The sequence below is a fragment of the Saccharopolyspora galaxeae genome (assembly GCF_016526145.1).
Classification (GTDB): Bacteria; Actinomycetota; Actinomycetes; order Mycobacteriales; family Pseudonocardiaceae; genus Saccharopolyspora_C; species Saccharopolyspora_C galaxeae.
The window spans coordinates 332,995-357,820 of the sequence record NZ_JADDUE010000001.1; the positions used below are offsets into that span (position 1 = coordinate 332,995).

The 24,826-nt window shown below is 68.8% G+C and carries 29 protein-coding genes and 3 tRNA genes; 18 read left to right on the forward strand and 14 right to left on the reverse strand.

Features of this window, described 5'->3' with window-relative positions:
- Positions 1 to 76: 76 nt before the first annotated feature.
- From INP57_RS01505 to INP57_RS01520, 4 genes are read right to left on the reverse strand one after another with little or no spacing between them, the layout of a single operon-like run.
- Positions 77 to 247 (reverse strand): hypothetical protein, encoded by a 171-nt coding sequence (locus INP57_RS01505; RefSeq protein WP_200068168.1) that lies wholly within the window; start codon positions 245 to 247, stop codon positions 77 to 79.
- Positions 248 to 298: 51 nt separating this feature from the next.
- On the reverse strand, positions 299 to 484 hold the full coding sequence (locus INP57_RS01510) for a hypothetical protein (protein ID WP_200068169.1): 186 nt from the start codon (positions 482 to 484) through the stop codon (positions 299 to 301).
- A gap of 17 nt (positions 485 to 501) precedes the next feature.
- Positions 502 to 903 (reverse strand): RRQRL motif-containing zinc-binding protein, encoded by a 402-nt coding sequence (locus tag INP57_RS01515; protein ID WP_200068170.1) that lies wholly within the window; start codon positions 901 to 903, stop codon positions 502 to 504.
- Positions 903 to 1,187, reverse strand: coding sequence for a hypothetical protein (locus INP57_RS01520; protein ID WP_200068171.1), 285 nt, complete (start codon positions 1,185 to 1,187; stop codon positions 903 to 905). Before INP57_RS01520 ends, INP57_RS01515 begins: the two co-directional genes overlap by 1 nt.
- Positions 1,188 to 1,296: 109 nt before the next feature.
- On the opposite strand from INP57_RS01520, the gene INP57_RS01525 reads away from it, so the two are divergent.
- Complete coding sequence (locus INP57_RS01525; protein WP_200068172.1) at positions 1,297 to 1,701, forward strand: GntR family transcriptional regulator; 405 nt, start codon at positions 1,297 to 1,299, stop codon at positions 1,699 to 1,701.
- Here INP57_RS01525 and INP57_RS01530 read toward each other — a convergent pair.
- A complete protein-coding gene (locus INP57_RS01530) occupies positions 1,694 to 1,894 on the reverse strand; it encodes a hypothetical protein (protein WP_200068173.1) in 201 nt (66 codons plus the stop codon). The two genes, INP57_RS01525 and INP57_RS01530, sit on opposite strands and share 8 nt — an antisense overlap.
- 187 nt (positions 1,895 to 2,081) lie before the next feature.
- Between INP57_RS01530 and INP57_RS01535 the strand changes: the two genes are divergently transcribed.
- The 3 genes from INP57_RS01535 to INP57_RS01545 all read left to right on the forward strand — a co-directional run bounded on the left by INP57_RS01535 (position 2,082) and on the right by INP57_RS01545 (position 4,567).
- Positions 2,082 to 2,873 carry an aminotransferase class IV family protein gene (locus tag INP57_RS01535; protein ID WP_233626590.1) on the forward strand — a complete coding sequence of 264 codons (792 nt, stop codon included), beginning with the start codon at positions 2,082 to 2,084 and terminating at the stop codon, positions 2,871 to 2,873.
- A gap of 37 nt (positions 2,874 to 2,910) precedes the next feature.
- Positions 2,911 to 3,867: an SUMF1/EgtB/PvdO family nonheme iron enzyme gene (locus INP57_RS01540; RefSeq protein WP_200068174.1), complete on the forward strand. Its 957-nt coding sequence runs from the start codon at positions 2,911 to 2,913 to the stop codon at positions 3,865 to 3,867.
- A 505-nt stretch (positions 3,868 to 4,372) separates the two neighbouring features.
- On the forward strand, positions 4,373 to 4,567 hold the full coding sequence (locus tag INP57_RS01545) for a helix-turn-helix domain-containing protein (RefSeq protein WP_307849848.1): 195 nt from the start codon (positions 4,373 to 4,375) through the stop codon (positions 4,565 to 4,567).
- A gap of 26 nt (positions 4,568 to 4,593) precedes the next feature.
- Here the strand turns inward: INP57_RS01545 and INP57_RS01550 are convergent, their stop codons facing one another.
- Both INP57_RS01550 and INP57_RS01555 read right to left on the reverse strand, forming a co-directional pair.
- Positions 4,594 to 4,767, reverse strand: a complete 174-nt coding sequence (locus INP57_RS01550; protein ID WP_200068175.1) for a hypothetical protein — start codon at positions 4,765 to 4,767, stop codon at positions 4,594 to 4,596.
- A gap of 270 nt (positions 4,768 to 5,037) precedes the next feature.
- Entirely contained in the window at positions 5,038 to 5,262 is a 225-nt protein-coding gene (locus tag INP57_RS01555) for a hypothetical protein (protein WP_200068176.1), read from the reverse strand.
- 182 nt (positions 5,263 to 5,444) lie between these two features.
- On the opposite strand from INP57_RS01555, the gene INP57_RS01560 reads away from it, so the two are divergent.
- Together INP57_RS01560 and INP57_RS01565 are read left to right on the forward strand one after the other, a co-directional pair.
- Positions 5,445 to 6,674, forward strand: coding sequence for a helix-turn-helix domain-containing protein (locus INP57_RS01560; RefSeq protein WP_200068177.1), 1,230 nt, complete (start codon positions 5,445 to 5,447; stop codon positions 6,672 to 6,674).
- A gap of 264 nt (positions 6,675 to 6,938) precedes the next feature.
- The gene (locus tag INP57_RS01565; RefSeq protein WP_200068178.1) at positions 6,939 to 7,757 is read left to right on the forward strand and encodes a hypothetical protein; all 819 of its coding nucleotides are present in this window, start codon (positions 6,939 to 6,941) and stop codon (positions 7,755 to 7,757) included.
- A 428-nt stretch (positions 7,758 to 8,185) separates the two neighbouring features.
- Here the strand turns inward: INP57_RS01565 and INP57_RS01570 are convergent, their stop codons facing one another.
- Entirely contained in the window at positions 8,186 to 8,509 is a 324-nt protein-coding gene (locus INP57_RS01570; protein WP_200068179.1) for a hypothetical protein, read from the reverse strand.
- Positions 8,510 to 9,931: 1,422 nt separating this feature from the next.
- Between INP57_RS01570 and ldtCP the strand changes: the two genes are divergently transcribed.
- The 3 genes from ldtCP to INP57_RS01585 all read left to right on the forward strand — a co-directional run bounded on the left by ldtCP (position 9,932) and on the right by INP57_RS01585 (position 12,263).
- A complete protein-coding gene (gene ldtCP, locus INP57_RS01575) occupies positions 9,932 to 10,795 on the forward strand; it encodes a L,D-transpeptidase (RefSeq protein WP_233626591.1) in 864 nt (287 codons plus the stop codon).
- A gap of 137 nt (positions 10,796 to 10,932) precedes the next feature.
- Positions 10,933 to 11,418 (forward strand): hypothetical protein, encoded by a 486-nt coding sequence (locus tag INP57_RS01580; RefSeq protein ID WP_200068180.1) that lies wholly within the window; start codon positions 10,933 to 10,935, stop codon positions 11,416 to 11,418.
- A gap of 89 nt (positions 11,419 to 11,507) precedes the next feature.
- Entirely contained in the window at positions 11,508 to 12,263 is a 756-nt protein-coding gene (locus tag INP57_RS01585) for a hypothetical protein (protein WP_200068181.1), read from the forward strand.
- Positions 12,264 to 12,481: 218 nt separating this feature from the next.
- Here the strand turns inward: INP57_RS01585 and INP57_RS01590 are convergent, their stop codons facing one another.
- The gene (locus INP57_RS01590; RefSeq protein ID WP_200068182.1) at positions 12,482 to 13,237 is read right to left on the reverse strand and encodes a serine hydrolase family protein; all 756 of its coding nucleotides are present in this window, start codon (positions 13,235 to 13,237) and stop codon (positions 12,482 to 12,484) included.
- Positions 13,238 to 13,313: 76 nt separating this feature from the next.
- Positions 13,314 to 14,369, reverse strand: coding sequence for a histidinol-phosphate transaminase (gene hisC / locus INP57_RS01595; protein WP_200068183.1), 1,056 nt, complete (start codon positions 14,367 to 14,369; stop codon positions 13,314 to 13,316).
- 401 nt (positions 14,370 to 14,770) lie between these two features.
- On the opposite strand from hisC, the gene INP57_RS01600 reads away from it, so the two are divergent.
- From INP57_RS01600 to INP57_RS01615, 4 genes are all read left to right on the forward strand, one after another.
- The gene (locus INP57_RS01600) at positions 14,771 to 15,475 is read left to right on the forward strand and encodes a dienelactone hydrolase family protein (protein ID WP_200068184.1); all 705 of its coding nucleotides are present in this window, start codon (positions 14,771 to 14,773) and stop codon (positions 15,473 to 15,475) included.
- A 117-nt stretch (positions 15,476 to 15,592) separates the two neighbouring features.
- Positions 15,593 to 17,587, forward strand: coding sequence for an acetoacetate--CoA ligase (locus INP57_RS01605; RefSeq protein ID WP_200068185.1), 1,995 nt, complete (start codon positions 15,593 to 15,595; stop codon positions 17,585 to 17,587).
- A 78-nt stretch (positions 17,588 to 17,665) separates the two neighbouring features.
- Positions 17,666 to 17,755: transfer RNA gene (locus INP57_RS01610), tRNA-Ser, on the forward strand.
- A 37-nt stretch (positions 17,756 to 17,792) separates the two neighbouring features.
- A tRNA-Arg gene (locus INP57_RS01615) sits at positions 17,793 to 17,865 on the forward strand.
- A gap of 223 nt (positions 17,866 to 18,088) precedes the next feature.
- Here INP57_RS01615 and INP57_RS01620 read toward each other — a convergent pair.
- Entirely contained in the window at positions 18,089 to 19,240 is a 1,152-nt protein-coding gene (locus INP57_RS01620; protein WP_200068186.1) for a glutathione-independent formaldehyde dehydrogenase, read from the reverse strand.
- 199 nt (positions 19,241 to 19,439) lie between these two features.
- Complete coding sequence (locus INP57_RS01625) at positions 19,440 to 19,787, reverse strand: group I truncated hemoglobin (protein ID WP_200068187.1); 348 nt, start codon at positions 19,785 to 19,787, stop codon at positions 19,440 to 19,442.
- A 114-nt stretch (positions 19,788 to 19,901) separates the two neighbouring features.
- Between INP57_RS01625 and INP57_RS01630 the strand changes: the two genes are divergently transcribed.
- Entirely contained in the window at positions 19,902 to 20,693 is a 792-nt protein-coding gene (locus INP57_RS01630) for an aminotransferase class IV (protein WP_200068188.1), read from the forward strand.
- A 253-nt stretch (positions 20,694 to 20,946) separates the two neighbouring features.
- Here the strand turns inward: INP57_RS01630 and INP57_RS01635 are convergent, their stop codons facing one another.
- On the reverse strand, positions 20,947 to 22,146 hold the full coding sequence (locus INP57_RS01635) for a thiolase family protein (protein WP_200068189.1): 1,200 nt from the start codon (positions 22,144 to 22,146) through the stop codon (positions 20,947 to 20,949).
- A 45-nt stretch (positions 22,147 to 22,191) separates the two neighbouring features.
- Positions 22,192 to 23,169 (reverse strand): prephenate dehydrogenase, encoded by a 978-nt coding sequence (locus tag INP57_RS01640; RefSeq protein WP_307849849.1) that lies wholly within the window; start codon positions 23,167 to 23,169, stop codon positions 22,192 to 22,194.
- 128 nt (positions 23,170 to 23,297) lie between these two features.
- Between INP57_RS01640 and INP57_RS01645 the strand changes: the two genes are divergently transcribed.
- From INP57_RS01645 to INP57_RS01660, 4 genes are all read left to right on the forward strand, one after another.
- Positions 23,298 to 23,786, forward strand: coding sequence for a tRNA adenosine deaminase-associated protein (locus tag INP57_RS01645; RefSeq protein ID WP_200068191.1), 489 nt, complete (start codon positions 23,298 to 23,300; stop codon positions 23,784 to 23,786).
- The gene (locus INP57_RS01650) at positions 23,783 to 24,241 is read left to right on the forward strand and encodes a nucleoside deaminase (protein WP_200068192.1); all 459 of its coding nucleotides are present in this window, start codon (positions 23,783 to 23,785) and stop codon (positions 24,239 to 24,241) included. Before INP57_RS01645 ends, INP57_RS01650 begins: the two co-directional genes overlap by 4 nt.
- A gap of 63 nt (positions 24,242 to 24,304) precedes the next feature.
- Positions 24,305 to 24,526, forward strand: coding sequence for a CsbD family protein (locus tag INP57_RS01655; RefSeq protein WP_200068193.1), 222 nt, complete (start codon positions 24,305 to 24,307; stop codon positions 24,524 to 24,526).
- A 51-nt stretch (positions 24,527 to 24,577) separates the two neighbouring features.
- A tRNA-Ser gene (locus INP57_RS01660) sits at positions 24,578 to 24,662 on the forward strand.
- Positions 24,663 to 24,826 lie beyond the last annotated feature (164 nt).

Sequence of the window (24,826 nt, forward strand, 5' to 3'; positions counted from 1 at the left end):
TCCTGATTGATCAGGCATTGGTTGGGAGCCCCGGCCCAGCGCGGTTCTTGGCGGGACGGCTGGGCCGGGGGCACCGCTACTTGCGGTTGGGCTTCCAGTTCCTCGCGGTGCTTTCCAAGAACTTCTGCTCGGTCGTGGCGTTGCCGTGCTGGTCGATCGGCCCGCGGTACCCGCCCGCGCGCTGATCGAAGAACTTCGTGTCGGCAGGGGTTTCGGGCTTGCCGTCGGGGCGTCGGGTCTGTGCCACGAGGAATGTCCTTTCTGGACAGTGAAGCGAGTGAACGGGTGCGAGAGCGGGTCAGTCGAAGGTGATGTCGCCGAAGATGACCTCGGCCTGAATGCCGACCACGGCCGACCCGAGATTGACGTTGATGGCGCTGTTGCCGGACTCGGAGATCGCCGGATCGTCGTGGTGCGTGCCCGCGGCGATGTCCTCGGCGGTGTAGCTGCGGCCGTTGACCTGGATGGCGAAGTCGCTGCTCATGAAGTCCTTCTTCCTGGTCAGGCAGCAGCGGGCTGCTGCTGGTCGGGGTTGTCGGGATCGCAGGTCCAGCACTGGCGCGTGGTGGTCGGCAGGCAGTGCCCGGCATCGCGGCCGCAGGTGCGGCAGGTGCGCCGGGCGGTCATGGCTTTGCGCAACGTACGGCGCTGGGCGATGGTCGGAATGCGCTTCGGCTGGGCGAGGTCGAGCCGGTACAGCGCGGCCCACGCGCGGCCGCCGCGCCACTCCAGCAACGCGGCCGGTTCGTGACCGCCGGGGCACAGCTCCGCTGCTCGCAGTTGGCGGCGGGTCGCCAGCCCGGACGGGGCACCGCGGAATGGGAACGCCGGAAGGCCAGCAGAGATCCAGCCCAGCTCCCAGCGGCCGTCCCAGAGCCGCACCCACCGCAGCCGCCGACTCATCAGGCGGCCTCCCCGCGCTCCGCAGCGGACGGAGAGTCGGTCTCGGCGGTGACCAGCCGCAGCACCGCGTTCCCAGCCCGCCGCTGGTAACGGCGCAACCGCACCCGCTCGCCCGAGCCCATCACCGACCACACCTGCGGCGACGCTGGCCGCTCCGGCGCTCCCAACTCCTCGGAGATCACGGCCTCCCAGTAGTCCCGCACGCTCAGCCGCTCCCATTCCTCCAGCGGTGATTCGCAGTCGGCGAGCCCGTACGGGAAGCCGTCCATGTCCAGCTCGGTCATCTCAACTCCTTCGGAATGTCGTAAGACATCTCAGATGTTTGAAGACATTAGGGAGGGTTGAGGGTGGTGTCAACCCCATGTCTCAAGACGGTTTGGGTAGGGTGACCCCGTGGTCGAGAGCGCTCCTGACGAGGACAAACGCCCAGCTAGCCGCCGGGTCGCCGAGGCGTTGCTGTCGCAGATCGAGTCCGGTGACCTGCGACCGGGGGCGGCGTTGCCGACCTACCGGGGTCTTGCCGACGAGTTCGGCGTGGCGGTCAACACGGCTATGGCTGCCGTGCGGCTCCTCCGCGATCGGGGTGCGGTCACGATCCGGCCGAACGCCGGGGCGCAGGTCCGGGACCGCGCGGAGGATGTCGACTTCGCCGCCGAGCTGAAGAAGGTCCGAGCCGAGGTCAGCGACCTTCGCGCCGAGGTCCGTCGGTTCGATACCGCGTTGGAAGATCTCGAAGCGCAGATCGAGTCCTTGGCCGAACACGCCGACGAGGCGACCGACACGGGGCGCACTAGCTAACCCCTTCCAAGAAGGTCATGAGCGATTCGGCGACGTGACCGGCTCCGGTCATCAGGTTCGACACCAGGTGCGCGGCTTCGGTCGGGCTCTTGATGACGAGCGCCACGAAGCCGATGGCGATGAGGCCGAAAATGATTTTCGGGGCCGAGCTTCCGCCGCTGGACTGGATTCCGGGGAGTGTCTGCTTCGCCATGGTTTTTCCCTTCGCTTCGCCGCTTTCGGCTGGGCTGTCGTTGTCTGTGCCTCAAGATTGCGGCCTTAATCGCGCGAAGAGAACTGCCCTGCTGCTACCCCAATGCTGAACTTCCGCTGAACCAGGGTCCCTGAACTTTCACCGAACTTCGGTGCAGCGCCGCTTCAGAAACGACAGGTGAGATGCGATGCTGGCGCGCATGGAGTTGAACGGCGCACCTGCAACCAGCGACCAGGTCAAGACGCTGGCCTTGACCAACTACGGGCACTTCACCTCGATGCTCGTCGAGGACGGCCGGGTGCGCGGTCTATCGCTCCACATGCAGCGCTTGGCCCGGGATGCCCGGCACCTGTTCGGCGTCGACCTGGACACCGACCGGGTCCGCGACTACATCCGCAAGGCGCTGGCCAGCAGCGATCAGCGCACCACGGTCAGGGTTACGATCTTCGATCCCGCGCTTGAGATGGGCGCGATCGGTTCGGATGCGGACCCGAGCGTGCTCGTCACGACCCGGCCGGCCGCGTCTGGCCGGCCGAAGCCGTGGCGGCTGCAAGCGATCTCGTACCGCCGCGAGGACCCGGCGGTGAAGCACGTCGGCCTGTTCGGCGCGATGAAGCACCGCCGCACCGCGCAGCGCGAAGGATTTGATGATGCGCTGTTCTTGAACCCTGATGGAACCATTTCCGAGATCGCTACCTCGAACATCGGATTCGTGCGCGGCGGTCAGGTCGTATGGCCGCGCTCGGAATACCTGTCCGGCGTGACGATGACGTTGTTCCGGCAGGCGCTTGACGAATCCGTCACGACCGAACCGCTCACGCTTTCCGATCTGTCGGGCATGGACGCCGCTTTCGCAACGAACGCGGCAACCGGTATCCGGCCGATCGTCGCTGTGGACAGCACCGAGTGGTCCGCAGACCACCCGCTCCTGAGCGAGCTGCACGACCTGTACGCCGAGATCCCCGGCGAGGAGATCTAGACCTTGCCCTAGCCCGATACGCTCCCCGCAGCATCGGATGCGTAGGGGAGTAGGTCAGGTGGCGACGGTTCAGCAGTGGTCGGGGGTCGAGGTGCGCGCGCTTCGCGACGCGATGCGTATGAGCATCCGGGAGTTCGCTGCGCACTTGGGGATCAGCGAACGCATGATCTCCAAGTGGGAAGCGGCGGGCGCGAGCATCAACCCGCGGCCGGTGAACCAAGCGGCGCTCGACACCTGCTTGAAGCGCAGCGATGCGGACACGCAGGCGCGCTTCGCGCACCTCACCGGCGGCGCTCTAACCTCCGGGTCCGATGTGGACGCGAATCCCGCCCCGATTGGGAGCAGCAAGGTTCGCCACCCCAAGGACGGAAGCGAAATGGTCGAGGTTGAGGGCAGCGTGTTCCTCTCCGGCCGCAGCAATGATCCGGTGTGGTTGGCGGACTTCTACATCGACGTTCACCCGGTCAGTAACGGCGACTACGCGCGCTTCGTCGCGGCGACCGGTCATCCTGCGCCGAAGCACTGGGCCGATGGCCAGATGCCGACGGATACGGCTGCGCATCCGGTCGTGTTCGTGACGTGGGGCGATGCGGCGGCCTATGCCGAGTGGGCGGGCAAGCGGCTCCCAACCGCGCAGGAGTGGGAGAAGGCGGCTCGCGGTACGCGCGGCAACGTCTATCCGTGGGGCGATCAGCCGACTCCGGCCAAGTGCAACGTGCGGGAAAACGGCGTCGGCGCGACGACTCCTGTCGGTCGGTATCAGAGCGGTGTGAGCCCGTACGGCGTGTACGACCTGTGCGGCAACGTGTGGGAGTGGTGCGGGACCGACTCGACTCCGGGCCGCCGCGAACTCAAGGGCGGCGCGTGGACAAGCCCGTTCGACCGCTGCGCTCCACCGTCGTTCAACGATGCCGCCGAGGCGATGTGCGACGACGACACCGGTTTCCGCTGCGCCGTGGCCGCCGACGAGCTGAGAAAGCGGCTCGGAAGCTAACCAAGCGCGATACGAACCGCCGCCTGCGCTGCTGAGTCGCACTGTGCGAGGTCGTGCGAGCAGATGCCGCTTACTGCTGATCCTATGCAGGAGCGGGAACACGGGACGTCTCATGTCGCCCTCACATCGACTGTGAGCGGCAAACCGAGGGGCTTCGGTGGGAGGGGAGGGGCCGAAGCCGCTTCGCGTTCACGGTGATCGGCGCGGCACCACTCGCGGAAGGACTCGTAATCCTGGAACCGGTTGACCGGGATCGAGCGCACTGGGCTTGCGTCTTGAACCTCCCCGGCTAGCCGCCGCACGTACTCGGCAGCGCCGTACACGTGCACCTTCGTGCCACGCGGCCAGATGTACGACCACTCGCCGATGGTCACCACCCACGTACTCCGCTCCATCGGTCACCTCCAAAACGGACACTGAGGCCAAGTAGGCCAACTATAAGGCCAAAGAGGCCACACAGGCCAGTGGGGCAGCAGAGGCCATGCGGCGGCCATACGTTCGCCACGTGGCTAAGCGGCTGTTGTCCTCTGGCGAGTTGGCGAAGGAGCTTGGAATTTCCCGCCGCTCGATCAGTCGCTACGCCGACGAAGGGCTGATCTCCGTCGCGCTCGTGACACCCGGCGGGCGGTACAGGTTCGATCTGGACGTGGTCCGCGAAGAGCTGCGCAAGGTGGCCCAGGACCGTCGACGTGATGACTAGCCGCCGCTCATGCGATTCGAGGCTGTTCACAGGTGGTGTAGGCGGTCGTGCACGCGCTTCATCAGCTCGATGTCCCGGCAGGGTTCCGGGAGCGGAAATATGCGTCCTGACCAGGAAAGGCGCCGATCGAGCTTCGCGGCTTCGGACGCCTGCGGCACTCGCTGATCGAGGCCCGCGGCGGTCTTCTGGTGCTGGCTCATGTGCATTCCTCCCGGCAGGCGTGGTGTCGGGCGTAGTCGGCAATGGATTCGGCTACGCAGGCGTCGCAGCCGCTCGTAGCGCGGGTGCTGGCCGGGTGGTCGACTTCGGCGCGGCAGAATGTCTTGTCGGTTCCGGCTTCGCGGATGTGCGCCACACCTGCTAGATCAGTCCAGAACCCGGCAGGATGAAGCGGGGGCTCGGTGGCGTGGGGAAACGGTTCGGTTGCGCACCCCGCGCGGTGTTTGGTGACCCCGGTTGAGACCGGGCGCTTACTGCTCAAGCTCGGCCCCCGTGGGCATGTTCAAGGTGCACACCAGGCAGGGCATACCTGCCCAGGACGGCAGTTGTTCGAGCACGCCCGGCGGGAACGCTTGCCCGCATAGGGCCTCGACCGTCGGCGGCCAGGTGCCGCTGTCGGGAAGGGTGATGGCGTGGCTGATCCGCTCGCGTTCGCTGACGAGCCCTTCCCGGTAGCGCGCAAACACAACGTTCACGACGGCACCACCTGCTCATTCCCAGTCATGGATAGAAGGTATGAACGGGGAGAGGGGTTGCTGTTTACAAGTGGTAAACCAGTGCCCACGCTGTGTAGATCATTGTTGTGGTCAGCGGAGTATCGTGACCCTTTGAGGGGCCGGAGGGCACGGTAAGAGGGCACGTGCGGGAGGTACCGCTGATGACACAGAAGCCTGCGGATATCACGGAGATCGGCGGGCGCGTGCGCGCGATCCGGCGGCGGCGCGGCCTTGGCCTCGACACTGCGGCAGGGCTGGCGGGAATCTCCAAGGGCTACCTGAGCCTGTTGGAGAACGGCCGTCGCCGAGTGGACTCCCGGGCGCTGTTGGATCGGCTGGCGGACGCACTCGGATGTTCGGTGGTGGATCTGACCGGCGAACCGTTCGTTCCCGCGCACCGGCACAGTGCCGACGCTTTACAAGCGGTCCCGGCCGTGCAGCTCGCTCTGGCGGACTGCTCGCTCGATGACGTGCCGGACGTGCCCGCCCGTCCACTGGCCGATCTCGCCGAGCCCGTGCACGAAGCGCACCGCAACTACCTCGACCACGCGCGCTACGACCTGGCCGGTGCCGGTCTCGGTTCGCTGCTGACCGATCTACACATTCACGCGGCCACCGGCGCGGAACCCGAGCGACAGCGAGCCTTGGCGCTGCTGGTGGAAGCTTGCATCGTCGCGTTCGGCGTGACCAAGAACCTCGGGCATCCCGACCTCGCGCTACAAGCCGCCCACCGTGCTCATGAAGCTGCGAAAGCGGCCGCGGACCCGGCGCTGCTGGCCTTCGCCGGGCAACGCCGAGCCCAAGCCCTCCAGCGGGTCGGCGCCTTCCGCCGGGCAGGAACGGTGCTGGAACAAGCCCTGAACAACACCCAGGAATTCGCCGACCCGACCGCGGCCGACACGAGCGCGGCCGAAGGCGTCGGGCTGCTGCACCTGGCCGCGGCCATGAACGCAGCCCGCGCCGGATACGTCGACCGCGCTCATAACCATCTCGCGGCGGCCGAGGAGTTGGGAGCCCGCACCGGCGAACGCAACGCACTCGGCCAGCACTTCGGACCGGCCAACCTCGGTGTCTGGCGCATCTCGATCGGCGTGGAACTCGGCGACGGTGCTGCGGCCTACGACCGGGCGAGCGGTGGAATCGACCCGGCAACGCTGGCTAGCGCCGACCGAGTCGCCATGATGCGTGCCGACTCCGCCCGAGCACTCGCGCAGGAAGACGGCCGACGCGACGAGGAAGCCATCCGGCTGCTCGACAGCGCCGACCGCACCGCACCGGCCCGCGTACGGCAGGACCCCGTCATGCGCGAACTCCTCTCAACCTTGGGCAACCGCACCCGCCGCCGCTCCTGGGAACTCGCCAGCCTCCGCAACCGCTTCGGACTGAACTGAGCGGCAGCCACCTGGTGTGTCGCCTGGTGTCCTGTTCTGCACTTGCTGCAGGTATGGCGATCTTGCGTGCGCAACTAGCAGTATGAACGGGCGTTCGACTTGCAGGCTCCGCCGCCGAGTTATCTCGACCAGGATCGTCCGGTGCGCCCTTTAACGACACGCTTGGTCCGGAAAGGTGAGTTCTGCTGAACTTACCACTTGCTATGGCAGCTCGGATGACAATGTTAGCGAGTAGTCACATTGACGGACCATAAGGGGTTATGCGTGCGCCCATTTCTAGCTGTTGAGAAGCTGCTGCATGGCGATGCAATAGGAATATTAACGAAGAATGAGCTTGATCCCGAAGTGGGACAATGGGCGTTGAAGATGCTAGCGCACAAACTCTGGCGTGACGTTGCTGTGTTCGGGTTTCCTGTGGTGGCGGTCTCGAGCATCCAGTTGGCGTTACTATTACTGGGCCAGCATGCCTGGTTCGATGCCGTCGAAAAGTCTATGCCCACCCCGGTGTTGGTTGCATTATTCTTCTCCTGGATGTTTGTGTACGGCGGACGCGGCGGCAGGCCCAGTCCCCTTGTCCTGCTTGAGGATTTAGTTTATATGACTGACGTGCTCAGCACGCTTGAGGATGAGACTTTTACCTGCCCGCCAAACGGCAAAAAGTGGCCGGAATACGATAGGATCGTGGCTGGGCTGACCAAGCTGAGGCAGTCCATCGAATCGAGGTCATGGAAATTCGCGAAGCGGGTTGCGCAGGCAGCCGGAAAAACTCCGCAGGAGAAGCATGATCTCGCGTGGAGCTGCACCTCGCGCTTGGTCCTAGCTGCCGCAGACAATCCACGGAGTCGAATATCACGGGTGGCCGCCTACCGGGCGTGCGCCATCCACATTACGCGCTTGCACTCAGGCCACCTGTTCGATCCGATACCGCGCGGGAATTCGGCATCTAACTATCCGGAATTACGGGCACCACGGTTCAAAGCACGCATCCGTGCACTCCTGCGGAACTCCACAACTTATGTTGTGGTCGTCACGTTGATCGCGGCCCCGATAAGCCCACTGCTGACTGAAGCGCTCAAGGGTTAAAGTCGCGGGCTCGCGAATCCACCGGGACAGGCACTCGATCAGCAGACTTTTCCGATGCGGCTCTTGCCGGGGTTCGGGGCAGGGAGAAGGGCCAGCAGATCAGCGATGACGGACTCGTTCAGGGGAGCGACACCGTGCTGCCCGTCCTGCTATGCCCGGACCCCCGGCCAGCACGTCCGCAACGAGCGCGCCATCGTCCACAGACGAGTTCAGTTCGATGGCGGCTTCGTGGTCTCCGATCAACCCGCCCTGGTTCGTGCTGCCACCAGCTCGGCAGTGGCCAGCCGGGGCCGCAACCACGCGGCGAGTCCCTCCTTTGCACCCCCACCGCGGAATCGGGGTGGACGTGGGAACGCTGACCGTGGTGCACGGACGCGGCACATTCGTCGCACCACGTAAGCCCGACGTCTCGGCTGTGCGGGCGGTTTTCAGATCGAGGCGTCCGGTGGGTCTGGGCGCGGACGGGGAATATCGGCCGGGTGGGCGGCGTCCTGGGCCCGGCGGCGGGCCCAACCCACCACCGCTGCGGCCACCCGTACTTCGAGTTCGGGGCGGGCGTAGGTCAGTACGGCGGCATCGGCGCGGTCCCAGACGACGTACAACACGGAGCCGAGCTGGCGATGCTTGTTCGCCTCCAGCCAGGATTCGACGTCGACGATGTGCTCGGTGGCGCGGTTGTGGTGCTGGGCCAGGGCTTGAGCGACGAGCTTGAGCTCGGCGGTGCGGTCGCGACGGTCGGTGCGGCGGCTCATGCGATCACCCCGCCAACGAGGACACCGCAGCCACGCCCGCCCGGGTACCGATGAACGTGTACGCGCCAGGCGCACTCGGGTGAGCGCGCGGCACGGCGTTCTCAGCCCGGCGGGCCAACCGTCCGCGCGCACTCGACCAGATCGTCGCGCGCACCGCCGAGGTGCAGTTCGTGCACGTCATCCGATGTTGGGAGCGGGGCTCGCTGGTAGAGGGGAGTGCGAGCCGATGGGTGACTAACTGAGTGACAACCGATGCCGTCGTGTGCGGACTCATGTGGACACTCCCGGACAGTCGGTGCAGGTCAACGCGACCGGCAGTCCATGTCGATCGACACCTCGAAATGCCCAGCAGTCAAGGGGTTACCTGGTGTCTTCGTGGCGCAGTATGCGCACCATTGAGTGGCTGGTGCAGATGGCCAGAGGCCCTCCGCTTAGTCTCAGTCCTAGTCTCATTCGCTGGCGTCCAGTGCCGTTCACGCGCGTCCGTGGAGCGCTCTGACCAGTCCGTATGGACGCGCTGAACGGCTCCGTACAGCCGTGCGCAGACCTTGAAAGCGAGCGAGCCGAAAGGCTCCGGGGGTTCGAATCCCCCCGCTTCCGCGTCGCTGACCAGCACGAACAGCGCCCGGTGAGGGTCGCTCCCGCTCGGGCTCCATTGTGCTTAGTCTCAGTTCGTGCTCAGGCGCCTGCCAGGGGTGTGCGCCGACTCGTTCGGCGATGTCGCCGAGGACGTTGCCGCCGACGTGTTGGTAGCGCTCGGTGACGCCGACGTAGTCAGTCGTCCGAACAGGGAAATAAGTCCCGGAAAGTTCGCATTCCTTGAAATGCTCGAGTACGTGGGTTCGCGCGTAAAGATCGTTATTTTGGGGCTTTGCCGGAAACGTGGCGGTTCAAAATCATTCAGTCGCCGGAGCTCGCCGGCGGGAGTATCCGTCGAGACGCGGGTGCCGACCGGTGGAGCCCGGTCGCTGCTGCGGTGCCGGGCGGTGTCGGTGCAGGAGGACGGCGTGCCGCCGCGCCCTGGGTCGGGTGATTTGCGGCGTTGGGGTGATCGGGATGCCTACCGCGGACGCGCGCGCGATTAATGCCGCCGAAAGCGAACGGAAAGCCGCGACATGTTCACTCGTCTCGGTGAATATCAACACCCATTCGTGGTGCGTTGGCGACGAATCTGCGGTCGCGGCTGTGTCGGTCGCGGACGTTTTGCCTGCTCACGCGCTACTTTGATCGATTTTTCGGCAGGTCGGAGCGGCATATTCGCGTTTGGACGGTCCGGTGCCGTGGGTTAGCGTCCGCCCGGCATGGATCGGCGGCGACCAACTTCCTTCCCCGAAACCCCGAACCCGTTTCCCGACGAATGCCGCCATGGCCCCGACGCAGCCGGAAACCGAACCGGCCGGTCATGAAACCCCGAGGATTGTCATGAGATCGCGGAACGCAGCCACGCTTCCCGCCCCGGCGGCCTGCCGGGCGGTCCGTTGCGCGTGGTCGTCGACGATCCTGGCGGGAGCGCTGGCGATGCTGCTCACGGGCTGTTCCGGGACGCTGTCGGCACCGACCGCACCCATGCCTGCGCGGCCGGCCGCGCAACAGCCGCCGATCCCGCAGGCGGATCGGGTCGATCTCAGCGGCCTGCCGGAAGCCACGACCTTCGGTGATCTCATCGGCGGGGTCCCCGATCCGGAACCGCAACGCGACACCGACGGCGTGGTGCTGCACATCGAGCAGCCGGTCGCGGTGCACGACAGGCCAGGCGGATCGGCGTTCGCGAAACTGCCCGCCACGCAGCTCGGCAATCCCACGTGGGTTCCGGTGATCGCGCGCTCCGGTGCCTGGGCGCAGGTGTTGCTGCCGTCCAGGCCGAACGGCACGAGCGGCTGGATCCGCGTCACCGCCGCGGACCCGGTCCGGCAGGCCCGCTCGCCGTTCCGGGTCGAGGTCGACGTCGAGGCCAAGCGGCTGGCGGTGTGGCGCGGCGCCGAACGGCTGGGGGAGTGGACCGTCGGAGTCGGGGCCGCCGAATCGCCCACGCCGCGCGGCCGGACCTTCGTGATGGCCGCCGTCGAAGAGCAGGTCACCCGCTTCAGCCCGATCATCCTGCCGCTGGGCACGCATTCGGAGACGTTCAACTCCTACGGCGGCGGGCCGGGCACGGTGGCGCTGCACGGCTGGCCGGGTGACGAAGTGTTCGGCAAGGCCATCAGCGACGGGTGCGTGCGCGTCCCACCGGACGCATTACAGCTGCTGAGCACGCTGCCGCTGGGAACGGTCGTGCTGCTGCGGTGACCGCGGGCACTACGGCCGCGCGGTGACAGGACCCAACGGGACCTGTCGCGAAAGGACGGACCCGGCCTCACCGGACGACGGGGTGCGGTGAGGGCGGACCGAGGAACCCCGTAATCGAAACCGAAGGAAGTGCGACAGTGCGCAAAAATGCCTGCTACTTCGCCGGTGTCGTAACCGCGACCGCCGGATTGCTGCTCACCGCCGTCCCGGCGTCCGCGGACGGTACCCAGAACGATGGTGTCAACGGCGGCAACGACGACAACGTGAACGTGGCGCCGATCCAGCTGTGCAACAGCAGCGTCGCCGTCGTCGGCGCCGTCGCCGACGGGCTCTCTCCGGACGGCTCGGGTTGCAAGCCCGAGGACAAGCCCAAGCCGGAGAAGCCGAAGCCCGAGAAGCCGAAGCCGCCGAAGCCCGAGAAGCCGCACGCGCCTGCGCCGCCGCCGGTGCCTGCCCCGGGCCCCGCTCCGGGTCCGGCTCCCGCTCCGGCTCCGGCACCGGAACAGGCTCCGGAGCAGGCTCCGCAACAGCAGGCACCGGCCCAGGAAGCGGTCTCACCCGCCGAGCTGCCCGCGGCGCCGAGCCCGGTCGCGGTCGCCGGTCACGCCGCCGTAACGGGCTGACCAGCGGCGGAGCTCACTACCACGTGCCCGCACCCCGTCTCCGGCCACGGTTGTGGTCGACGGGGTGCGGGCACGTGCACAGTAGGGGCATGTTGATCCGCATCCCCACGCCCGGCGACGTGCTGGGCGTCGCGAAGTCCACCGTCGGCTGGGCGGTGGAGTCGGCCACGACCGCGGCGACCGCGCCGGCCAGGGTGCTGGGACTGGTCGATCAGGTGGAGATGTTGCTGCGCCGGGTCAACACCATCGTCGACGGGGCCGAGGAAACCCTGGCGCGCACCGACCGCACCGTCGGCGAGGTCGAGGAAGTGCTGCGGCAAGCCCGCAACACCGCCGATGCCGCCGCGGGCACCGTGGCCGAAGCCGCGGACATCTCCGCCGGAGCGCGCAAGCTGGTCGCGGAAGCCGGTGGAGTCAGCGCCGACGCCGCGGACACCGTGCGCGATGTGCAGAAGACCGCCGCGGTGGCCGACGAACTGCTCAACACCTACGAACCGGTGGCGCGCCGTGCCGCGCCGATGGCGCAGCGGTTCGTCGACGAGCTCTCGCAGAAAGAGGTCGATGCGGCGATCCGGCTGGTCGACGAGCTGCCGGTGCTCACCGAGCACGTGCTGTCGGACGTGCTGCCGATCCTGCGCACGCTGGACAAGGTCGGCCCGGAGATCCACGAACTGCTGGAAGTCACCCACGACGTGCGCCGCGCGATCGTCGGCATTCCCGGTTTCCGGTTCTTCCGCCGCCGCGGCGAGGACCGGGTCAGCGAGGAGGAAGTCGGCAAACCGGCCGCCGACCACTACCAGCCGCGCCCGCCGGACGAAGCCGAAGCTCGCTCCACCGGCCGCTGAACGGGCAAGATCTTCCACTCGAACGAGCGATCATGGTGCTCGTGCCCGGCGGGTTTTCCACGGGTGCGGCTAGATTCGCCCTCGGCGTAGTTCACTACGCAGTCGGCGTGATCACCGGTTGCCGCCGGGATCACCTCGTGGGGTGTCCGGCGAAGTACTCCCCCTCTCTTCGCCGGACATCTCCCGCAGCCCGGTGGCGACCGCGGGAGAACGTGGCGCTACTCCGACGTTTTCGCCGCTTCCGCGTCGAGTTCGCGGGTCAATTCGGTGATCCGCGCCGCGGACGCGTCCCAGCTGGTCATTTCGGGCTGCAGGGTGAGCACCACCATGATCCGCTCGCGGTCGCCGTGCCGCACGGTTCCGGTGCTGTGCATGGCGGGCCGCTGCAGATCGATCCGCTCGTCGGGGACCTTGCGGCGGCTCTTGCCGTTGACGGATTCGTTCGGGCCGGGGCCGAAACCGGACCAGCCCTGCTTGACCGCTACCGGGTGGTCGGCGCCGTCGGGCAGGCCGAAGCCCTGGTCGAAGCCGTCCGAGGCGAATTTCGTGTACTCGCCCAGGTTCGCCAGCACGTATTCCCCGACGCTGCCCGAACTGCGCAGGTAGTCGTAGATCCGGACCACGTCCGCCGCGGTGATCGCGGTGTATCCCCACATCTCCGGATCGCGCGGCGGCGCGGTGTCGGCCAGCCCCATTTCCGCGACCATCCGTCCGACCACGTCGTTGCGCCCGCCGCGGTCCCAGAGCTCGCTGGCCGCGTCGTCGTCGCTGGCCCGCAGCATCGGCTCCAGCAGGACGCGGTCGGCGTCCGGGACCGGACCGTCCAGCCGCAGCAGGTGGTCCACCGCGATCAGCGGTTTCACCAGCGATGCGGACCGGATCTTGTCGTCGGCGTGCCGGGTGCGCAGCACTTTTCCCGTCACGGCATCGACGACGAGGTACGCGGCGCGCATGCCGTCCGGTATCTGCTGCATAGCCGCTCCCCGCCGTCGACCGTTCGCCGGATGGACCCTAGCAACGCGGGGCGATCAGCGGCTTCCCCTCGTGGTGTCAGGTTTTCCGGAACGAGCGGGCGGCCGCCAGGAAAGCGTCGTTCTCCGCGGCGCCGCCGATGGTGACGCGGGTTCCGTCCCCGGCGAACGCGCGCACCACCACCCCCTCGCCCATGCAGTGCTCGTTGAATTCCTGCGTCCGCTCGCCCAGCGCGAGCCACACGAAGTTCGCCTGCGTCTCCGGAACGTCGTAGCCGAGCGCGAGCAGGTCGTCGCGGACCCGGACGCGTTCGGCGGCGACCGACTCGCAGCGATCCTTCAGCTCGTTGCCCGCGTCCAGCGAGGCCAGCGCGGCGGCCTGGCCGACCGCGTTGATGCTGAACGGGATGCAGACCTTGCGCAGCGCTTCGATCACGTGCTCCGGGCCGACCGCGTAGCCGACGCGCAGGCCCGCCAGCCCGTACGCCTTCGAGAACGTCCGCAGCGACAGCACGTTGGCGTACCGGCGGGACAGCTCGATGCCGTCCGGCACGTCGGGGTCGGTGACGAACTCGCGGTACGCCTCGTCGAGCACCACCAGCACGTCCGACGGCACCGCGTCCAGGAACCGCTCCAGCTCGGCGCGGCGCAGCGCGGTGCCCGTCGGGTTGTTCGGCGTGCACACGAACACCAGCCGGGTCGCAGGCGTGATCGCGGCGGCCAGTGCGTCCAGGTCGAGCGCGTGCCCGGTGCTCAGCGGTACCGGGACCTGCCCGGCGCCGTGCACCTGCGTGACGATCGGGTACGCCTCGAACGAGCGCCACGGGAAAACGACCTGGTCCTCGGCGGTGCAGGTGATCTGCACGAGTTGTTCGCACAGCGCCACCGAGCCGCAGCCGATGGCGATTCGCTCCGGCGCGACGTCGAGGCGCTCCGCGAGCGTTCCGGTGAGCCGGGTCGCGCCCATGTCGGGGTAGCGGTGCACGTCCGCGGCCGCGCGCGCGATCGCCGCCTCGACGCCGGGCAGCGGACCGGCTGAGACTTCGTTGCTGGCCAGCTTGATCGCACCGGGGACGGTGCGGCCTGCGACGTAGGCGGGCAGCTGGTCGAGGTCTGCGCGGATGCGGACGGTCATGCACGGCTCCTTGGTTCGACGTACCGCGGGCGACGGTGTCGCCCGCCAACTCTAGAGCGCGGTGCGGCTCTGCGGTGGCACCCCGAGCGGCGTCGATTCGCGCGTGTTCGACATCCGCGGGCGACTTGTCGGTTCCTGTGCGCTGCGGACGCCGACCGGGTGTAATGCGTGCCACGTCGCGGGTGCGGTGCTGGTTCGGATCCGGGCGTTCGCGCGGCTCGGCACGGGTGTTGCGGAGGTCGAATCATCGCAGTTCGTGGCCGTTGCGATCGAGTTTCTCCGCACGCTGGCGGGGCGGCGACGAGTCACCGGCGGTGCTCGTGGACGGAGCGTCAGCGACCTACCGCCATCCGGACGATCACGTTGACTTTTGTTCACCCGTACCTGGTTACCTGAACGACATGACCGAATCCCGGACCGAGACGCTCGCGCTCACCGACGGCAGCACGCTGCGGATGACCGTCGCCGAACCGGACAACGTCGTGCGCGGCGGGCTGGTGGTGCTGCACGAAGCCCGGGGCGTGACCGGCCGAGTGCGCTCGCTGGTGAGCAGCCTCGCCGACGAGGGCTGGCTGACGGTGGCGCCGCACCTCTACCACCGCGACGGCACCGACGAGCTCTCCGACGGCCACGGCGACGACCAGGTCAACGACCAGGTGCAGCGGCTGAGCGGCGAGTCGATCCTCGCCGACTCGGACGCGGCGTTCGTGTGGCTGACCGACCGGGGCGTGCCCGCCGACCGGCAAGGGGTCATCGGGTTCGACATCGGCGGCTCGGCGGCGCTGGTGGTGGCGGGCAGCCGCAGCCTCGGAGCTGCGGTGACCGTCGGCGGTGGCGGCATCCTCGAACCGCTCTCCGATGGGCTGCCGGCCCTGGTGGAGATCGCCGGTGAGCTGACCTGCCCGTGGCTGGGGCTCTACAGCGAGCTCGACCCGGGCATCCCGGCCGCGGAGGTCGGCAAGCTGCGGGACGCGGCGGCCACCGCCCGGGTCGCCACGGACGTCGTGCACTACGCGCGCAGCGACCACCGCTTCGACACCGATTCGAGCGCCGCGGTCGAGGCGTGGCAGCGGGCGCGGAACTGGTTCGACACGCACCTGCGCTGATCTCGATCCACAATGTGTGGACAACTTGTCCACAGTCGCTGTGGATGAATTGTTTCCGGTGCACACCTGGTCTCCCGGCTATGGCGTCCGGGCGTCTTCGTGGGTTAGGAAACGTGCATGACTTCCAGTACGGCTCCCGAATTGCTGTGGCAGCCCGCGCCGGACCAGGTCCGCCGCACCCGGATCGAGGGCTTCCGCGAGTGGCTGCGTACCGAGCGGGGCGTGGACCTGCCGGACTACCGGGCGCTGTGGCGCTGGTCGATCACGGACCTGGAGGGGTTCTGGGGAGCCGTCGCGGACTTCTTCGGCGTCACGTTCCACGAGCGGCCGAGCCGGGTGCTGCCCGCCGAGGTCATGCCGGGTGCGGAGTGGTTCCCCGGCGCGACGTTGAACTACGCCGAGCACGCGCTGCGCCGCGTTGAAGGAAACGGGGGCGAAGCGAAGCGGGATCAGGACTCGGCGATCGTGTTCGCCCGCGAGGACGGGCTCGAGGCCGAGCTCACCTACGGCGAGCTGCGCGCCCGCGTGGCCGCGATGCGGGCGGCGCTGGCCGAGCAGGGCGTGGGCCGCGGTGACCGGGTCGCGGCGCTGGCCCCGAACTGCCCGGAGACGCTGATCGCGTTCCTGGCGGCCGCGAGCCTGGGTGCGATCTGGTCGTCGTGCTCACCGGACTTCGGGCTGCGCGCGGTCGCCGACCGGTTCGTGCAGATCGAGCCGAAGGTGCTGGTCGCCGTCGACGGCTACGTCTACGGCGGCAAGCGCTACGACATCAGGTCCACTGTGGACGAACTGCGCGGAATGCTGCCCGGGTTGGCGAGCACCGTGCTGGTCGACTACGTCGGCGCCGGCGAACTCGACGGCTGCGCGGACTGGGCGGAGCTGCTGCGACGGCACCGCGACGCCGAGCTCGCCTTCGACGCCGTGCCGTTCGACCACCCGCTGTGGGTGCTCTACTCGTCCGGCACCACCGGTTTGCCGAAGGGCATCGTGCACGGCCACGGCGGCATGGTCGTCGAACAGCTCAAGTCGGTCGGGCTGCACTGCGACCTCGGTCCGGGCGACACGTTCTTCTGGTTCACCACGACCGGCTGGATGATGTGGAACTTCCTGCTCGGCGGGTTGCTCACCGGCGCCCGGCTGCTGCTGTTCGACGGCAGCCCCGGGCATCCATCGCTGAACGCGTTGTGGGAGCTCGCGCAGCGCCACCGGGTGAGCTACTTCGGCACCTCAGCGCCGTTCATCCAGAGCTGCCTGAAAAGCGAGCTGCGGCCGAAGGCCGACTACGACCTCTCGGCGCTGCGCGCGGTCGGCTCGACCGGTTCGCCGCTGAGCACCGACGGCTTCCGCTGGGTCGCCGACGCGGTGGGCGAGCGCGTGCAGATCGCCAGCGTCTCCGGCGGGACGGACCTGTGCACCGCGGTCGTCGGCGCGGCACCGGACGTTCCGGTGTGGCTCGGCGAGATCTCCTGCCCGCTGCTGGGGGCGGCGGTGCGGTCCTACTCCGAGGACGGCCGGGAACTGCACGGCGAGGTCGGCGAGCTGGTGATCACCAAGCCGATGCCGTCGATGCCGGTGTTCTTCTGGAACGACCCGGACGGTTCCCGCCTGCACGAGGCGTACTTCGACACGTATCCGGGCGTGTGGCGGCACGGCGACTGGGTGGAGGTCACCGAGCGGGAGACCTTGGTGATCCACGGCCGCAGCGACTCGACGTTGAACCGTGGCGGCATCCGGATGGGAACCGCCGAGTTCTACCGGGTGGTCGAGGGATTCGACGAGGTGACCGACTCGCTCGTGATCGACACCTCCGGCGCGGCGGGCGGCGAGGGCGAATTGCTGTGCTTCCTGGTCCTGGCCGAAGGCGCGGAGCTGGCGGACGTCGAGCCGGAGCTCAAGCGGCAGCTGCGGTCCCAGCTCTCGCCGCGGCACGTGCCGAACCGGTTCATCGTCGTCGACGAGGTCCCGCAGACGCTGAACGGCAAGAAGCTGGAGGTGCCGGTGAAGAAGATCCTCGCAGGCGCCGACCCGGAGCGGGCCGTGAGCCGCGACGCCCTGCGCAATCCGGCCGCGCTGAACCCGTTCGTGCAGCTCGGGAAGGACGCCGGGAGCTGAGCTCCGGCCGGGCGGACCCCCCTTTGTCGCCGCGATGGCAGGTTGTGTAGGCTTTCCGCAGTGGCCGAGAGGACACCGGGAGGCTTCGCCTAGTCTGGTCTATGGCGCCGCACTGCTAATGCGGTTGGGGGTCACGCCCCCTCCCGGGTTCAAATCCCGGAGCCTCCGCGGGGTTCCCGCCCGGCGGGGATCCACAACTGAACAAGCGCCCGTAGCTCAACGGATAGAGCATCTGACTACGGATCAGAAGGTTTGGGGTTCGAATCCCTACGGGCGCGCGTCTGGTCGAGACAGCAAAAACCCCCTGTGCAGCAGGGGGTTTTTGCTTGTGGGGATCGAATCGCCGAACTCCCGCCGCGAACTCGGCGCCCAGCGCCAGGCCGCGTGCCGCCGCGGCGACGTTCGCGGGTCAGCGAGACGGAAGCCCTGCTCCGTCAAAGAAGCGACCGAACGTCGTTCGCTGCCCGGAAATCCGCCGATCCCCGGGCAGCGGTCGGTGCTTCACGAAGTTCGGCCGGGATGCAGGACCACCTTCGTCCAACCGTCTTCACGGGCGTCGAAGCGCTTGTAGGCGTTCGGCGCCTCATCCAGCGGCAGGTCGTGCGAGACGATCCAGGACGGGGTGGCCTTGCCCTCGTGGATCAGGTTGCGCAGATGCCGGTTGTAGCGCTTGACCGGGGCTTGGCCGCACCCCATCTGCTGGCCCTTGAACCAGAAGTCGCCGAAGTCGAACCGGGCCTTCCCGTTGCGGGCCAGCTCGTCCGGGCCGCCCGGATCCTGCGGGACGAACACGCCGACCGTGCCGATGCCGCCGGTGAACCGCACCGAGGAGACCAGGTCGTTCAGCGTGGTCGCGTTGTCCTCGCGGCCTTGCGGATCGTGGGCCTGGTAGCCGACGCACTCGCAGCCCCGGTCGGCGCCGCGCCCGCCGGTCCGCTCCAGCACCTGATCGACCGCGGGGGCCTTCGAGTCGTCGATCGGGATTGCGCCGATCTGCTCGGCGAGCCGGAGCCGGTCCGGGTGCCGATCGACGACCAGCACCTTCGCCGCGCCTTTGAGCTCGGCCGAGAGCGCGGCCATCAGGCCGACAGGGCCGCCGCCGAAGATCACGATCGTTTCGCCGGGGCGCATCCCGGACATCTCCACGGCGTGCCAGCCGGTGGGGAAGATGTCCGAGAGCATGACGTAGTCGTCCTGCTTTTCCGCCGCGTCCTCCGGAAGCCGCAGGCACTGGAAATCGCCCCACGGCACGCGCAGCAACTCGGCCTGACCGCCGGGCCACGGGCCCATGTCGGCGAAGCCGTACGCCGCCCCGGCCATGCCTTCCTGATCGTTGGCTTGCAGGCAGTAATTCGTCAGGCCGTGCTCGCAGTTCTCGCAGTGCCCGCAACTGACGTTGAACGGCGCCGAGATCATGTCGCCGACCCGGACCTTGTCCACACCGGAACCGACTTCGACGACCTCGCCGACGTTCTCGTGCCCGAAGATGCGGCCGGGCTCGAAGTCCGTGCGGCCTTCGTACATGTGCAGGTCCGAGCCGCACACGTTGGTCGAGGTGACTTTGACCAGCACGTCGGTGGGTTTCTCGAGGCGCGCGTCCGGGACCTCTTGGACGTCGACCTGCCGCGGCCCTTGGTACACCACTGCCTTCATCAGGGACCTCCTTCGCGCGGGTGCGGACCTGCGGGTCACCGAGGCGCTCTTGCGAACCGGCCGCCCGGCGCAGGTCCCGCAGCTGTGCGGTGATCAACCGCTTGTCCAGGGCTTACCCGCAGCAGCGGGTCGCGCAAACAGGACCTGCGTCGCGGCGGGGCGCCGAGCCCCGCCGCGGCAGTGGAATCCGCGCGGTCACCTACGAGTGGTAGGCAGTGACGATGTCGGCGGACAGCGGCGAGATGGTGGTCAAAATGCGCTGCACCGTGTCCGCCGGTACGCCTACTTCGTTCAACGACGCAGCCAGGTGCTGCGCCACCAGGTCGAAGTGCTGCTGCTCGATGCCGCGGCCCTGGTGCACCTGCCGCATCGGTTCCGGGCCGCCGAGCGCGGCGGCGAAGAATTCGACCTGCTTGCCCTGCAGCCGGGACATGTTCACACCGCGGAAGAATTCGGTCAGCGCCGGGTCGGCCAGGACTTTCCGGTAGAACTCCGAAACCACCTCTTCCAGCGCGGGCGCGCCGCCGATTTCGTCGTAGATGCTCATCTGTCCTCGGTTCGCGGGGAATGCGCAAACGACACCACGGCTGTTTTTCAGCGCCATGATCTGCGGGTGAAGACGTCGCTACGCACCGCACATCGGCGGCTACCCTTGCCTGCCGTGGGAGTCCTGCGCATGGAGATCAACGGCGAGCCGGCGACGCCCGAACAGGTGCGGTCGGCGCAGACCTACGGGCACTTCACGTCGATGCAGATTCGCGACGGGGCGGTCGCGGGCTGGCGGCATCACCTGCGCAGGCTCGCGGACTCCTCGCAGGAGCTGTTCGGGCGCCCGTTGGAGCCGGGACGAGTGGCCGAGCTGGTCCGTTCGGCGTTGCGGGACATGCCTGCGGCGGTATCCGTGCGGGTCAACGTGTTCGCCAGGTCCGGAGTGCCGGTGCAGCCGGTCGATCCCGACCTGCTGGTGATCGTGGCCGGGCCGGAAACCAGCGAGCCGGGCCCGCCGATGCGAGTGCGGAGCATCGGGTACGAGCGGGACTTGGCACATCTGAAGCACTACGACTTCCTCGGCGTGCTGCACCGGCGTCGGCAGGCGCAGGCGGCAGGCTTCGACGACGTGCTGTTCGTGGACCGTCGCGGCCGGATCAGCGAAGGTTCGATCTGGAACATCGCCTTCTGGGACGGCGAGCGCGTCGTGTGGCCGGAAGCCGACATGCTGTGCGGGATCACCATGCAGGTGCTCGCCGAAGGCCTCGACCGGATCGGCGTGCCGCAGGTGCAGCGCCCGGTGCTGCTGGACGAACTGCCCGCACTGCGGGCTGCGTTCGCGACGAACTCGGTCTGTCCGGCGCAGCCCATCGGCTCAATCGACGACGTGGCGTTCTCGGGGACCGGGGACGCGGATCCGCTCAGCTCGGCGTGGGCCGCCGTGCCCGCTGAACCGTTGGGCTGACTCGAGACAACCGCGGCGGGTTGTGCCGATCGACCGCGTCGGTCATGCCGGGGCCTTCGTGCAGCTCAGCACGTGTTGGCAGAACAAGACTCCAGCGCGCGCGGGGCTCGCGGCGGCACTAGCTTCGTAAGCACCTGCTCCGCTGCTCGGCCGAAGCTGACCGGAGGGACCTGGCGAGGGTGGTCTTGACCGCAGTGGCCGGCGGCGACATGGAACGGGGTCGTCCACTACGCGGGGCGGCCCCGTTCCCACGTCACGCGCGCACGGCCAGCGCCATGCCCTGCCCGACTCCCACCGAAGCGGCCGCGATTCCGAGACCGCCGCCGCGGTGCCGCAGGTGCCGGCACAAGTCGATCACCACACGCGGCATCGAAGCGCCCAGTGGGTGCCCGTAGGCGAGCGCGCCGCCGTGCACGTTGACCCGCTCGCGGTCGACGTCCGGCAGGTGCTCCAGGACGGCGAGCACCACCGCGGAGAACGTCTCGTTGATCTCCCACAGGTCCACGTCCGCAGCGCCGATGCCCAGGTGCCGCAGCAGCTTGCGGATCGCGGGCACCGCGGCCAGCGCGAAGTGGTGCGGTTCGGTCCCGGTGGTCGCCGACCCCAGCAGCTCGCCCCACGTGCGCACGCCGAGCCGCTCGGCCCGCTCCTGCGTGCCGATCAGCGCCGCCAGCGCGCCGTCCGACAGCGGAGCCGAGTTGCCCACCGTGACCGGACCGTCCGGGGAGAACGCCGGCTCCAGCTTGGCGAGTTTGCGTTCGCTCGTGTCCGGGCGGACCGACTCGTCGCGCCGCACGAGAACACCGCCCGGCGTGCTGACCGGGAACGCGAATCCGTCGTGCGCCCCGGCGTCCCACGCCGCCGAGGCGCGGCGGTGCGAGCGCAGCGCGTAGTTGTCCATGCGTTCGCGGGTGATGCCGAGGTCGAGCGCGCTGCGTTCGGCGGCGTGCCCGAGCGGGACCGTCCACGCCGCCGGGAGCTTCGGGTTCACCAGCCGCCAGCCCGCGGCAGTGGACACGACCTCCATCCGGTCCGGCATGGCCTGCTCGGGCCGCGGCATGACGAACGGCGCGCGGCTCATGCCTTCGACGCCGCCTGCGATCAGCAGCTGCGCCTCGTCGGCCTTGACCGCCCGGGCGGCCTGCACCAGCGATTCGCCGCCCGAGGCGCACAGCCGGTTCAACGTGACGCCGGGGACCGTGGCGGGCAGGCCCGCCAGCAGCGCGGCCATCCGTGCCACGTCGCGGTTGTCCTCACCGGCTCCGTTGGTGTTGCCGTAGAGCACGTCGTCGACCTGCGCCGGGTCGAGCAGGTCACTGCCTTCCGGCCCGTGCCGCCGCAGCAGCTCGGTGATCGGCAGCGCCGCGAGGTCGTCGGTGCGGAGACCGGACAGGGCGCCCCGGTACCGGCCGAACGGAGTGCGAGCGGCGTCGATCACGAAGGCGCGGGCCATGCCCCAATGCTGACCGAACGGCTGGCCGGGGCAAAGGCCGCGAGCTCAAGGGGTCGGCAGTTCGACCGTCGCGCCACCGGACTCCAGCGAGACCACCCGGCCGCCGCGGTCGCCGAGTTCGCGCAGCTTGCGCAGGTCGTCGTCGCCGCGCAAGGCCACGTTGGTCCGGGTGCGCGCGCTCGCGCCGAGTTCTTCGAGTTCGGTCCTGGCTCGGAAACCCGCGTCCACGGTGGTCTGCAGCGCGCCGGTGGAGGCCAGCGAACCCCGCGCGGCGCCGAGCCTGCCCAGCGCATCGTCCACCGCGTCCAGCAGCGCGACCCGGTTGCCTTCGGTCATCGCCCGCACCAGCTCCGGATCACTGCCGGCGACGCGAGTGGTGTCCCGGAACGAACCGGCCGCCAGCGACAGCGCAAGCGGGCCGCCGTCCGCGCCGACCGCCGCCAAGATCTCCGCGAACACGTGCGGCAGGTGCGAGATCCGGGCCACCGCGGAGTCGTGCTCGGCGGCAGAGGTCGCGACCACGTGGGCGCCGCAGTCCAGCGCGAGTTCCGCCGCGTCCCGCCAAGCCTGCAACGTGGTGCCGTCCTCGACGGCCACGGCCCAGGCCGCGCCCTGGAACAACTCGGCCGAACCGGCCGCCCAGCCGGAGGCGGTGACCCCGGCCATCGGGTGCCCGCCTGCGTAGCGGGCGGCGGGCAGCAGGCTGCGGACCTCGGCGTCGACCGGGTCCTTCACGCTGACCACGTCGGTGAGCCGGGCCTCCGGCGCGTGCCAGGCGATCTTGCGCAGCACCGACCGCACCGCGGTGAGCGGGGTGGCGACGACGACCAGCGCGTCCTGCTCGGCGGCTCGCCGCAGCGCGTCCTCGGTGCCGAGAACGTCGTGGCCCTCGGCGCGCGCCGCTTCGGCGTCCGCATCGGAGTTCGTCGAGCCCCATCCGGTTCGCCCGGCGGCGGCCGCGGCCCGCAGCACGGAGCCGCCGATCAATCCCAGTCCGATCACGCAAACGGCACGCATGGTCACATCCTGCCGGACCGCCGCACCCCGGCGCCCCACCCGGTCGAGGGTCGTTCGGACTCGATCGCGGTGCGGAAGGTCACGAGCGCGCAATAGTGCTTTCGGGGGGCACCCGCACGATTTACGGTGTGCACATGACAGGGCAGGAGCCGGTCGCGGGCTTCGCCGTTGCCGTCGTGCGAGAGGACGGCCGGTGGCGGTGCAGCGCCTTGGACAGCTCGGTGCTGAGCGGGTTGGACGCCACCATCACGGCGTTGCGCGATCTGCGCTCCACCGGCGCGGTGTTCGGCATGTGCAACGTGGACGACGAGTTCTTCGTGCTGATCCGGCCGGTGCCGGGCGGCGTGGACCTGCTGCTGTCGGACGCCGCGGCGGCGCTCGACTACGACATCGCCGCCGACGTGCTGGACCTGCTGCGCGCGGACACCCCGGACGAGGACGACGACGAGGTGTGGCCGGAGGGCAACCTGGCGCTGCTCTCGGACATCGGCCTGCCCGAGGGCGAACTGCTGGTGATCATCGAAGAGGTCGACCTGTACCCGGACGAGCAGCTGGAGATGATCGCCCAGCGCTGCGGGTTCGGCGAACAGTTCGCCGGGCTGCTGGAGAAGCTGGACCAGTGAACGACCGCGACACCGAGCTGGTGCGCGCGGCCCTCGACATCGCTCCCGGCGCGTTGCCCAGCGCAGACGTGCCGATCGGCGCGGTCGTCGCGGCTCCCGACGGGTCGATCCTGGCCCGCACGCACAACCGTCGCGAACTGCTGGCGGACCCGACCGCGCACGCGGAGATCCTGGCGCTGCGCGAGGCGGCGGCCGCGTTCGGCGACGGCTGGCGGCTCGCCGGCTGCACCCTCGCCGTCACGGTCGAACCGTGCACGATGTGCGCGGGCGCGCTCGTGCTCGCGCGGGTGAGCCGCGTGGTGTTCGGGGTGTGGGAGCCGCGCACCGGCGCGGTCGGGTCGCTGTGGGACGTGGTCCGCGACCGGCGAACCAACCATCGCCCGGAGGTCGTCGGCGGCGTGCTCGCCGACGAGTGCGCGGCGCTGCTGGAAGGCTTCTTCGACCGGCAGCGGTGATGCGTGCCGCCGGATCATGCTGGGTACCCGGGGGATGCACGGACCCAGTGGAAGGAGTGACCGATGGGCGTGTTCGACAAGGTCAAGCACCAGGCCCAGCAGCTCGCAGGCCGGGCCAAGGAGGCCACCGGCAGCGCGAGCGGCAACGACGAGCTCCGCGACGCGGGCAAACGCGACCAGGCCGAAGGCAAGGTGAAGGAAACCGGCCAGGACATCAAGGACAAGGCCGCAGGTGCCGCGGAGGACGTGCAGGACAAGTTCCGCGGTTCGGGCAAGGGTGAGTGATCATCGACCCCGTCTGCGGAGATCGCTGCGGCGTCCAGTAGCCTAGTCGGCGGTAGCGTGTCCGAGCGGCCTAAGGAGCGCGACTCGAAATCGCGTGAGGTGAGAGCCTCCGTGGGTTCGAATCCCACCGCTACCGCCGGTCGGAGCCGGTCCCCGCGAGCAGCGGGGACCGGCTCTTCGTCGTTGGTCTCAGTATTGGTCTCGTCCGGCCCTCGGGCGGGCGCTCGCCGCTGACACGTCGTCGCTGCCGCCAGGGCCGTGCTACTCGGTGAAAACAACAAGAAGTGCGGACAAGGCCGT